Origin of the sequence: Rufibacter latericius, assembly GCF_003721515.1 — a bacterium.
GTDB lineage: Bacteria > Bacteroidota > Bacteroidia > Cytophagales > Hymenobacteraceae > Nibribacter > Nibribacter latericius.
The window spans coordinates 429,059-441,520 of record NZ_RJJD01000001.1 but is presented as its reverse complement, the minus strand read 5'-3'; the positions used below and the strand labels follow the sequence as shown (position 1 = coordinate 441,520).

The 12,462-nt window shown below is 50.0% G+C and carries 4 protein-coding genes; 3 read left to right on the top strand and 1 reads right to left on the bottom strand.

Annotated elements, in window-relative coordinates:
• Positions 1-21: 21 nt before the first annotated feature.
• The gene (gene lpxD / locus EFB08_RS01750) at positions 22-1,044 is read right to left on the bottom strand and encodes a UDP-3-O-(3-hydroxymyristoyl)glucosamine N-acyltransferase (RefSeq protein ID WP_123125179.1); all 1,023 of its coding nucleotides are present in this window, start codon (positions 1,042-1,044) and stop codon (positions 22-24) included.
• Between the two features lie 552 nt (positions 1,045-1,596).
• Between lpxD and EFB08_RS01745 the strand changes: the two genes are divergently transcribed.
• The 3 genes from EFB08_RS01745 to EFB08_RS01735 all read left to right on the top strand — a co-directional run bounded on the left by EFB08_RS01745 (position 1,597) and on the right by EFB08_RS01735 (position 12,457).
• Positions 1,597-5,757, top strand: coding sequence for a hybrid sensor histidine kinase/response regulator transcription factor (locus tag EFB08_RS01745; protein WP_227006165.1), 4,161 nt, complete (start codon positions 1,597-1,599; stop codon positions 5,755-5,757).
• 722 nt (positions 5,758-6,479) lie between these two features.
• Positions 6,480-9,335: a TIM-barrel domain-containing protein gene (locus tag EFB08_RS01740; protein WP_123125178.1), complete on the top strand. Its 2,856-nt coding sequence runs from the start codon at positions 6,480-6,482 to the stop codon at positions 9,333-9,335.
• 47 nt (positions 9,336-9,382) lie between these two features.
• Positions 9,383-12,457, top strand: a complete 3,075-nt coding sequence (locus EFB08_RS01735; RefSeq protein ID WP_123125177.1) for a SusC/RagA family TonB-linked outer membrane protein — start codon at positions 9,383-9,385, stop codon at positions 12,455-12,457.
• Positions 12,458-12,462 lie beyond the last annotated feature (5 nt).

The following is a 12,462-nucleotide window of genomic DNA, read 5'->3' as shown; positions in this document are numbered from 1 at the left end:
ATAGGTAAAGAGGGGCTAAAGTTAAAGCTTTTCTCTGAGTTCCTCTACCTGTTTCTGCAACTCGGGTAGTTTCCGGAAAACGGCCATAGCCCTAAGGTTCTGTTTATAGTCAAATGCAGGGGCTCCCTGCACAAAAGTACCTTCTTCTTTGATGTTTTTGGAGATGCCAGATTTGGCACCTACAATGGTTCTGTCTGCGATGCTCACGTGGCCCACCACCCCTACCTGTCCGGCAATAGTGCAATAGTTGCCCACCTTGGAAGAACCTGCAAATGCGGTCTGCGCAGCTACCACGGTATGACGGCCGATTTCCACGTTATGGGCTACTTGCACCAGGTTATCGATCTTAGTTCCGGTTCTGATGATGGTAGAGCCCATAGTGGCGCAGTCAACTGTAGTATTAGCGCCAATGCGCACATGGTCTTCCAACACCACATTGCCCGTCTGCGGAATGGCTTTGTAGGTGCCATCTTTCTGCGGGGCAAACCCGAACCCATCGCTCCCGATCACGGCTCCGGCATGTATGGTGCAGGATGCGCCAATCACACAGTCGGCATAGATTTTGGCACCGGCAAACAGAACGGTATTGTCACCAATGGTCACGTTGTCCCCGATATATACTTGCGGATAAATATGTACGCCGTCTCCGATTTTGCAGTTTTTGCCGATATAGGAGAAAGCACCCCTATAATGGCGGTCCCCGATGGTGGAGTTCTCCCCGATGAAACAGGGTTCTTCCACACCTTGGCGGGAAGCGGCCACGGCTTGCTGGTACACTTCCAATAAAGTGGAGAAAGAAGAATACGGGTCTTCTACCAGAATCAGGTTAGCGGTAACCAGTTGCTTGATTTCCAAGTTTTTGGAGACAATCACGGCAGTGGCACCGGTGGTATAAAGATAGTGCTCATACTTGGCGTTAGACAGGAAGGAAAGGGCGCCGGGAGCACCTTCCTCAATTTTCGCCAGTCTGTTTACCTTGGCGTTACCGTCTCCCTGCACCTGGCCCTGGAGCAGATCAGCAATCTGTTGTACCGTGAATTCCATAGAGCAAAGTTAAGGAAACAATTTTTAAACGATGACACCTCTTCGGGCATTGCTCTATGATGGATCCTATATATTCCTGAACAGTAGAACAATGGCTTCCTGGCGACCACCCCTTTTTGGCGTAGTCCGTTCTAAGCCAATTTTCCTTAAAGTATGCCCAAAACATCCCTTAAGAAATTAAGTGCTTTTAAGACTGAAGGCCCGAAAACACAAGACAGGCGGTTCTCTTACTTAAACTAGCGCGAGATTCCGTTCCTGCCCTGTGTTGCATTTTTAACAATGCCAGCCAGAGGATGTTTGGATTGATTGAGGCTTTGGAAGAGAATCTGGCATTTTTTTGTGAAAAAGCCTATCTTGCATTGGCTTAGAAAGTAGAGGTAAGCGCCTGCGCAGCAAAGGCCGCAGGATCAGCAAGCTAAACGCCTCTGGTAAAAAGCACTGCGCAGGAGGGAAGCCCATCTGGGCATTAAAGCAGGCTTTGGTTTCTGGGTTAAATCAGAGAAGAGCGGTTTAGGAGATGCCCGGAAAATTCTTGGAGGTGAAGTTATAGATATGTCAATACGCTTTCTTTTACATATTGCCTTTGCTTTTATCCTCCTGGGGTCCGCCTTTCCGGTGCTTGCCTCCCTGCCTGAACAACACCGGTTCCTGCATCTTGACGTTAACAATGGTTTATCGCATAACCAGGTCAACTGTTTCCTGAAAGACCGCCAAGGTTATCTTTGGATTGGTACTTCCTCGGGCCTCAACCGGTTTGATGGTTACAGTATCAAAGTTTTTCGGCATAACTCCCGCACTACCGCTTCGCTTAGAGACAACAGCATCAGCAAATTGTTTGAAGACCCGGACGGCAACCTCTGGATCACCTCCCTCAAAGGGTTGACCATCTATGATCCGGGCACCGATCGGTTTGAGCGGAACTATGCACCCTTCCTGAAAAAATACGGTCTTCCACAGGCCCCGATAGAAGACATTGTGCGGGACCGCGAAGGCAACTACTGGTTTCTGCAAACCGGTGTGGGGATTACCAGGTACAACCCCAAAAACAAGGTTTCTACCCCCGTTCTGCTGCCGGGGTCCAAGGGAAATGCCAGAATTCATGCCCTGTCTTTCACCAATAAAGGCGATTTCTGGGTGCTCCACACCGACGGACTGCTGCAGAAACTCAACCCGAAAACCTTGAAAGTTGAGGCGCAGGAAAAGGGATTGCAGGAGCGGTTCAACGGGCAGTCCATGACCTACGCCATGACCACCGATCGGGACGGCGACTTGTGGTTCTATTTTTTATCCGAGAGCCTGGGGGCTTTTCTGTATACTCCCTCCACCAAAACATTCAGGCAGTTGCATGAGAACGCGCCCACCCTTCGGCTGAACTCCAACCTGGTGCGGGGCATCGTGGAAAACGAGGACGGAAAGATCTGGCTGGCCACTGACCATGGCGGCATCAACATCGTGGATAAAAAGACGCTTTCGGTGCAGTTTGTCCAAAACGGGCCCGAAATAAAAAACAGCCTGTCACACAACAGCCTTATCTCTCTTTACAAAGACCGAGACGGAATCATCTGGCTGGGGACCTACAAAAAAGGCGTCAACTACTACCACAAGAACTTACTGCGGTTTCAGCACCACCAGCACCAATTGTTGGTGAAAGGAAGCTTGCCCTACGATGACATCAACCGGTTTGTAGAAGATGCCAAAGGTAACTTTTGGATAGGAACAAACGGCGGCGGTCTGCTTTACTGGAACCGAAGCACCGGGCAGTATACCCGGTATCAGCATAACCCCAAAGATCCAAATAGCCTGGGTAGCAACGTGATTGTAAGTCTGCTGCTGGACAAAGAGCAAAACCTTTGGGTGGGTACCTATCTAGGAGGCCTCAGCAAGTTTGACGGGCAGAAATTCATCCGGTACCGCCACCAGGAAGGAAACCCGTTGAGCCTGAGCAACGACAACGTGTGGGAGCTGTTCCAAGACAGCCAAAACCAGATTTGGGTGGGTACCCTGCGCGGAGGATTACAGCGGCTAGACCCTGCCACCGGCACCTTCATTCCTTACCGGCTTGCGGCCGGTAAGCCGGGGATCACCGCGTTGTACGTAGCGGCCATTGCCGAAGACGCAAAAGGCAACCTCTGGACGGGCGGTGACATTGGGGTAGAAGTCCTGAACCTGGCCTCCGGAAAACTGACCCATTTCAGAAACGACCCTCAAAACCCACAAAGCCTGAGCAGTAACTCGGTTTTAAGCATTTTCCGGGACAGCCGCCAACAGATGTGGGTAGGAACCAACGAAGGCCTCAACCTCTTTGACCCTGAAACTAATTCCTTCCGGCTTTTCACCAAGGAGAATGGCTTAGCTGATAACATCATCCTTAACATCCTGGAAGATCGCCGCCATGACCTCTGGATCAGTACGCCCAACGGAATCTCAAAACTGGAGATAAAAGGCCGCCTGGCGCGGGAGATTTCCTTTGTGACCCGCAATTACGATGAATCTGACGGACTGCAGGGCAAGGTCTTCAATGAAAACGCCGCCTACCTTACCAGGAAAGGCGAGGTGGTGTTTGGCGGTCCCAACGGATTCAACCTCTTCCAGCCCAGCGACCTGACTTCCAACAAGGTGGTACCGACCATTGTCTTCACCGATTTCCAGTTGTTCAGCAAGAGCCTGAAGGTGGGCGAGGAGGTAGGCGGTAAGGTTATTTTGCCCAAAGTCCTGGCAGATCTGGACCAAATCACGCTGCAGCATGACCAGAACATGTTCACTGTGGAATTTGCGGCGCTTAACTTCTTTCATTCAGAAAAAAACAAGTACCTCTACAAACTGGAGGGCTTTGACAAGGAATGGCACACCGCAGACGGGGCAAACCGCCGCATCACCTACACCAACTTAGATCCAGGTAACTATCAGTTGATCGTCAAGGCTTCAAACAATGACGGTGTCTGGAACAGGAAAGGTGTCAGTCTGGATATTGAGGTACAGGTGCCGTTCTGGCGTTCCGATGTGGCCTATGTCTCTTACTTCCTGCTGGCTTTTCTGACGCTGGTGGTCGTGCGCCGGGTAGAGAAGCAGAAAGCGAACGAGAAATTCGAGCTGGAGCGGGAGCGCCGTGAGGTGAAACACATGCGCGAACTGCACCTCATGAAAATCAAGTTCTTCACCAATATCAGCCATGAGTTCAGGACTCCGCTCACTTTGATTTTAGCACCCCTTGAAAGGCTGTTGGCTACCACGCAAGATACGGAGCAGTCAAAGCAGTTTCAGATGATCAACCGGAACGCCAAACGTCTGCTGTTGCTGGTGAATCAGCTCCTGGATTTTCGGAAACTGGAAGTGGAGGAAGTGGCGTTCGCGCCTTCGCACGGAAACATCATCAAGTTCATCAAGGAATCGGTGTACTCTTTTTCGGATCTATCTGAGAAAAACCACGTGAACCTGTCCTTTGAGAGCACCGTGCGCGAGCTGCATGCCTCTTTTGACATGGACAAACTGGGCAAGATCCTGTACAACCTGCTTTCCAATGCCTTTAAGTTCACACCCGAGAACGGAGACATCAAAGTAGAAGTGAATTGCCACGAGAATGACTCCGATTCCCCTGGTCTGCACCTGCTGGAGATAAAGGTATCTGATACGGGTATTGGCATCTCCAAAGAGAACCAGGAGAAGGTTTTTGACCGCTTCTTCAGGGAAGACGTGCCCGATAACCTGGTGAACCAAGGCAGCGGCATCGGGTTGGCTATTACCCGTGAGTTCGTGAAAATCCATGGGGGCATGATCAACCTGCAGAGCGAACCGGGGCAGGGCAGTTGTTTTACCGTTACCTTGCCCATCCAGGTAACCGGGGCTGTGCTTTCAGAACCTGAGCCCGAAACCACTTCCGAGGTTGCCTTGGCAGAAAAGGAACCAGAACCAGTGAAGCGCCTTTCCGGAGAAACCCTGGAGCCCGAGTTGGTTGTGCTGCTGGTAGAAGACAGCGAAGATTTCAGGACTTATCTCAAAGATAACCTGAGCGCCCATTTTACGGTGTTGGAAGCTAAAAACGGGAAAGAGGGCTGGCAAAAGGCCCTTTCGGCGTTGCCTGACCTCATTGTAAGCGATCTCATGATGCCCGAACTAAACGGGATTGAATTCTGCAAGAAGATCAAGTCTGATGCCCGAACCTCGCATATTCCGTTCATCTTGCTAACCGCCCAAACCGCCGAGGAGCAGAAACTGAAAGGCTTGGGCATTGGGGCCAATGACTATATCACCAAGCCATTCAACTTTGAGCTGCTGCTTTCCCGCATGTCTAACCTCATCTCGCAGTGCCAGTTGCTACAGAAAGCCTACGGAAAGAAAATCAGCGTACAGACCAGTTCCATTGACATTGTCTCCCTGGACGATAAACTCATCCAGAGAGCCATCAAGGTGGTAGAAGAAAACATAGATTCGCCGGAGTTCTCGGTGGAGCTGATGAGCCGCGAACTGGGTATCAGCCGGGTGTACCTGTACAAGAAAATCGTGGCGCTCACGGGGCAATCGCCGGTAGAGTTCATCCGGAAGATCAGGCTGGAGCGGGCGGCGCAACTCCTGGAGAAAAGTCAACTCACGGTGGCCGAGGTCGCTTATGCCGTAGGGTTCAACAACCCGCGCTACTTCTCTAAGTATTTCAAAGAAGCCTACCACATGCTGCCATCGGTCTACGCTGAAAGCAAGCAGTCGCAGCCCACTGCGTAGATTTTGTGAGGCAGCAAGCTGGCGGAAGAGGAAGGGCTGGTGGTCATTTAAGGCATTGTTTTTGGAAAGCAGCTCTTAAACGCATCAACATCAATTCCCTTTTTTAAAGCTGGCGCGAATTTGCAACTCATGCCTCTCATGATTGGATAGTCTCTGACTTTCCTCGCTGCGACAGGCGCATGGCTGGTCATTCATGTCTACGCTCATTCAACTGCATTTGCACCACCCCGCCCTCCGAGCACCCCTCCTAAACTAGGAGGGGTGTTTTTGTTTGCTACCGCTATACAGCTTTCTCCAAAGACCTGATAGCATCCAGAGGACCTGCGAGCGTCTGTGCCGAGAACCGTGGTTAGCTGTTGCCATTTTAGAGCTGTAATCTGGAAAACAGGTCCAAACCAGTTCTACATCTTCAATCAATCCCTTCTATCAGACCAACGCTTCTCCTTTCACCGCTTCTTTTCTGAAAACTGGCCCAAAATGGGCGAGTGTCTGAAAGGGATGAGGTTTGTTAACATTTTGCAAAATAAAACCTGCTTTTATCGCTTAAAAATGAGGTTTTTTCATTTGTTAACGGATGGAACATACTTAGGAAACATTTGATACATATGCCCTCCTGAAGGCTTCCTTACCTTCAAGCTATTATTTTTCCCTAAAAAAGTACAGTTGCAAAGGCTCGACTTTTCAAGGGGAACAAACAAAAAACTCACCTTACCAATCATCTAATGAAAATTAGAAACACGCTTTGTTTAGCACTCGTCGGAACGCTCTTTTCCTTTAAGGAGCCTGCGGTGAAAACCTACCAGAAACTGGCAGATGGAGTCCTTGTGAAATTGGAGCAGAGAGGAGCCAACGATCCCCAGTTTGTGAAAGTACGGGTAGTGGCAGACAACATCATCCAGGTATCGGCCACGCCGGTGGAGAAATTCTCGGAGGAAGCCAGCCTTATGGTACTGGAAGATAAAACCAGGAAAACCGATTGGCAACTTCAGGAAAAAGGAAAGACCCTGGTGTTGAATACCAAAGACCTTCGGGTGGAAGTAGGGGCTGACAACGGTGCCGTTTCCTTCTTTGATAAAAACGGCAAAGTGCTGCTGCAGGAAAACAACCAGGGCCAGCAAGCCTTTGCGCCGGTGAAGTTGGGGAATACCCAGAGTTATCGTTTGCAGAAAGCGTTTACAGCCGATAAAGACGAGGCATTTTATGGGCTAGGTCAACACCAAACCGGCCTTATGAACTACAGGGGCTGGCAAATTGACCTGACGCAGTACAACTCTGTGGCGGTGGTTCCTTTTCTGGTATCCAGCAAAAACTATGGCATTTTGTGGGACAACAACTCCATCACCAAATTCGGGGATGTGCGCCCGTACCAGCCACTTTCTAAGCTGAAACTCTACGGCAAAGACCAGAAAGCGGGCGGACTTACGGCTACCTATGCTTTTGATAAAAAGGCCGGGAAAGCGCCCATCGTTCGTCAGGAATCTGAGATTAACTACGAATTTCTGGAAAACCAGAAGCAGTTTCCGGCGGGTTATTCGCTGGAAGGCGGCCTGATGACCTGGGAAGGTTTTATTGAAAGCGACGCCACCGGCGATCACCGCTTCGAGATGCCTTCCTCGGGCTACGTGAAGGTCTGGATTGACAACAAACTGCTGTTAGACCGCTGGCGCGAAGCCTGGAACCCGGGCATGTCGGTGTTCAAGGCACCGCTTCAGAAAGGCAAAAAACACTCCTTTAAGATAGAGTGGAATCCAGACGGGGGCGTGTCTTATTTGGCGCTTCGGTACTTAACGCCGCAATCCGCCCAAGACCTGAACAAAATCGCTTTTTCCTCAGAGGCCGGTGACAAAATGGACTACTACTTCGTGCACGGCAAGAACATGGACGAAGTAATAAGTGGGTACCGTGAGTTGACGGGCAAAGCGCAGGTGATGCCTAAATGGGCTATGGGTTTCTGGCAGAGCCGTGAACGCTACAAAACGCAGCAGGAGTTACTGGATGTGGTAAAAGAATTCCGCAAGCGCCAGATTCCGCTGGATAACATCGTGCAGGATTGGTCTTACTGGAAAGAAGACCAATGGGGAAGCCAGGAGTTTGACGAGACCCGTTTCCCTAATCCGCAGGGCATGATCAACGAGGTGCACGCCAACAACGCACGCCTAATGATCTCTACCTGGCCTAAGTTCTACGAAGGCATTGAAGCTTATAAGAAGTTCGACCAGAAAGGGCTGCTTTACAAAACCAGCATCAACGAGCAAATCAAGGACTGGATTGGCAAAGGCTACGTTTCTACGTTCTATGACGCGTTCAACCCCGAAGGCCGCCGGATGTTTTGGGACTTGATTAACGAAAAGCTCTACAAAATGGGCGTTGATGCTTGGTGGCAAGATGCCTCTGAGCCAGACATCCTTTCCAACTCCTCTATTGAGCACCGCAAGGCTTTGATGAACCCTACCTATTTAGGTCCCGCTGATAAGTATTTCAACGCGTACGTGCTGCAGCACAACAAAGGAATCTACGAAGGACAGCGCGGCGTTAACCCCAATGACCGGGTTTTCATCTTGACCCGTTCGGCTTTTGGAGGTTTGCAGCGCTACGGAGCTGCCACCTGGAGCGGAGACATTGCCGCTACATTTGAAGAAATGGGCCGCCAGATTCCGGCTGGTCTTAATTTTTCCCTTTCTGGTTTGCCTTACTGGACCACAGACATTGGTGGATTCTTCGTGGAGAACAAATATGACCGCGGACCTATGACCCCAGAGGCACAGGAAGAGTGGCGCGAGCTGCAAACCCGCTGGTACCAGTACGGTGCGTTTACCCCACTTTTCCGCTCACACGGGCAATACCCCTTCCGGGAGGTATATAACATCGCGCCTGAGAACCACAAGGCTTATCAGTCAATGGTGTACTATAACAAGCTGCGGTACCGCCTGATGCCTTACATTTACTCGCTCACCGGAGATGTATATCATAAGAATTCTACCATCATGCGCCCGCTGGTGATGGACTTTGGGACGGATAAAAACGTACAAAATATCAGTGACCAGTTCATGTTCGGACCTAGTCTGTTGGTGAATCCGGTGCATGAAGCCAAAGCCACAAGCCGGAAGCTGTACCTGCCCGCCAATTCCGGTTGGTACAGCCTCTATGACGGATCTTACCAGAAAGGTGGTCAACAGATCACTGCCGCCGCTCCTTATGAGCGCATGCCGCTGTTTGTAAAAGAAGGTTCTATTCTACCGTTCGGGCCAGAGCTACAATTCACAACCCAAAAACCAGCCGAGACCATCACGCTGTATGTGTATGCCGGGAAAGATGCCTCTTTTGACCTGTACGAAGACGAAAACACGAACTACAACTACGAGAAAGGCAGGTTCGCTACCATTCCAATCACCTATAACGAAGCCTCTAAAACCCTGACCGTGGGAAAACGCCAGGGAGAGTTCAACGGCATGTTACAGAAACGCACTTTTAACGTGGTGTTGGTACAACCCGGCAAAGCCAAAGCCCTCCAATTCGATGCCAAGCCTGATGCCACCATTGCTTATTCGGGCAATGCCACTTCAGTGAAACTGAAATAATCCTTACCTGATCCTATACTTAAACTATTCACGTCATTCTTTTACCTATGAGAAAATACCTACTGCTTACATGGCTGCTCTGTTTATGCGGGGTAGCCTTTGCCCAACAAACCGTGAGGGGGAGAGTCACCTCCCAGGAAGGTGGGGACGCCATTATTGGGGCTACCGTTAGTGTGAAAGGAAATGCTACCCTGGCTACCGGTACAGACGTGGAGGGGAACTTTCAACTGAACCTGCCCACCGGCAATGAAACCCTGGTGATCACCTATATTGGTTTTGTCACCCAAGAGGTAGCCGTGAATGGCAGACCCCAGATAAACATTGTTTTACAGACCGACGCCAAAGCCTTGGAAGAGGTAGTGGTAGTAGGGTATGGCGTACAGCAGAAAAAGCTGGTAACCGGTGCCACGGTACAGGTGAAAGGCGAAGACCTGCAACGTCAAAGCACCACCGATCCATTGCAGGCTTTGCAAGGCCAAGCCGCTGGCGTTCAGATCTCCAATACCTCCGGGCAACCCGGAGAAAGCATGCGCGTGGTAATACGTGGGGTAGGGACCATTGGCAATGCCAGCCCCCTGTATGTAGTGGATGGTGTACTGACCGGTGATATCTCGTATCTGAACCCCGCTGATATCCAATCCATTGACGTCTTGAAAGATGCGGCCTCGGCGGCTATCTATGGTTCACAGGCGGCAAACGGGGTAGTGTTAATCACCACCAGAACTGGTAAAAAAGGCCAGCCTGCCCAAATCACGTTTGACAGTTTCACCGGAGTGCAGAACCTGGGTAGAAAAATCAACATGCTTAATTCACGGGAGTATGCTGCCATCATGAACGAGGCCTACGTGAACTCCGGCAGAATGCCTGCCTTCACCAATGAGCAAATTGCGGGTATGGGAGAAGGTACTGACTGGATGGACCAGATTTTTGTGAATGATGCCGTAACGCAGAACTATTCCTTAGGCGCAACAGGCGGCACAGATATGTCTACCTTTTCAACGGCGCTTTCTTACACTGGGCAAGAAGGGATTGTAGGCGGCAAGGATCTTTCCAACTATGAGCGCTACAACTTCCGCTTTAACTCTGAGCACAGTTTCTACAATGATATCATCAAATTCGGGGAGCATTTAACCTTCTCCTATATCAATAGAAACGGGATCAGGGTGGGTAACCAGTACAACAACTCTTTGCGGTCGGCCTTCAATACCAGTCCCTTTGTACCGGTGTATGATGCCGAAGGGAATTTCTTTGACAACAGCAACTCTACCTGGTTTAACGGGGAAGCCAACCCGTACGCGCAGATGGTATATGACAACCAGAACCGCAGAAACAACCAGCGGCTGTTAGGTGATGTGTACTTAGTGGTAGAGCCCATCAAAAACCTGAGATTCAGAACCAGTTTCGGGGTGGATTACAGTGCCAGCGAAAGCCGCTCCTTTACACCGGTTTACAAACTGTCTGTTTATGCTTTCAATAACAATTCACGGGTAAACCAATTTCAGGGCAAAGGGCAGTCGCTCATCTGGGATAACCTCCTAAGCTATAACTTCAACCTCAATACAGAACACAACTTTGAAGTGATGGCGGGTACTTCTGCCTTCAGAAGCGATGGCGCCCAACTTTCTGGAAGCAACATCAACCTTGTCCTCAGTGACCTGGAGCACGCCTATCTGACCAACGCCTCCAATACCGACGGTACTACCATTGACCTGACCGGCGAGCCTTGGGCCCAGGACAGAAGAATGTCGTACTTCGGTAGACTAAATTATAACTTCAAAGAAACGTACCTGATTAATGCTACTTTCCGGGCCGATGGCTCGGCTAGATTTGGTAGAAACAGACGTTGGGGGTACTTCCCATCCATTTCTGCCGGCTGGGTTGTGACAAACGAATCGTTTGCAGACGGTGCCGGAGATTGGCTGGAGTACTTTAAACTTCGTGCCAGCTGGGGTCAGGTAGGTAGCCAGAACATTGACCCTTATCAGTTCGTGTCATTGGTAACGTTTGCCAACACCAACTACATTTTCGGAGATAAGGAAGGAGTTCTTACCCCAGGTGCCTATATCAGCAGATTAGGGAACGATGATGTGAAGTGGGAAACGTCTGAGCAAACCAACATTGGCTTTGATGCCAATTTACTGGCGGGCAAACTTAGCGTCAACTTTGACTGGTATGACAAAATCACCAAAGACTGGTTGATCAGAGCCCCAATCCTGGCAACTGCCGGGGCAGATGCTCCTTTCATCAACGGTGGTGACGTGAGAAACTCTGGGGTTGAGTTAGCCCTTGCTTACAACAATACTATTGGTGATTTCAAGTACAACATTGGCGTAAACGGTGCTTATAATAAAAACCGCGTACGTGCAATTCCTACCAATGACCAAATCATCCATGGTGATCCAAACGTGTTGTTTGATAACTCGTTGGAATTCTACAGAGCTCAGAACGGGTTCCCGATCGGGTACTTCTGGGGTTTGAAAACAAACGGAATCTTCCAGACAGAACAGGAGGTAGCGGCTTACAGAAGTGCTGAGGGTGGTCTTATCCAGCCGGGTGCGCAACCAGGAGATGTACGTTACGTGGACCTGAACGGTGATGGCCAAATCAACAACGATGACAGAACCCAGATTGGTGATCCAAACCCAGATTATACCTTCGGGATCACCCTTTCGGCTAATTACAAAGGCTTTGATTTCTCGTTGTTAGCATCGGGCGTAGCCGGAAACCAATTGGTTCAGTCTTACCGCAACCAGGCAAACCAATACTCCAACTTCACTACCGCCATTTTTGATCGTTGGCACGGACCGGGGTCATCCAATACAATGCCTCGTGTTACTTCAGACAACAGAAACTGGACGCAATTCTCTGACCTGTACATCCATAACGGTGATTTCTTGCGCCTCAGCAACATTACCCTTGGTTATGACTTTGGTAAGCTGATCAACAAAAGCTACCTGCGCCAGGTGAGAGTGTACGCCTCTGTTCAAAATCTCTTCACCTTCACTAAATATGAAGGAATGGATCCGGAAATTGGCTATAGCAACGGGTTTGCCGGAGGTATTGACCTGGGGTATTACCCACGCCCAAGAACGATGTTGGTTGGTACAAATATTAGATTCTAATTCCT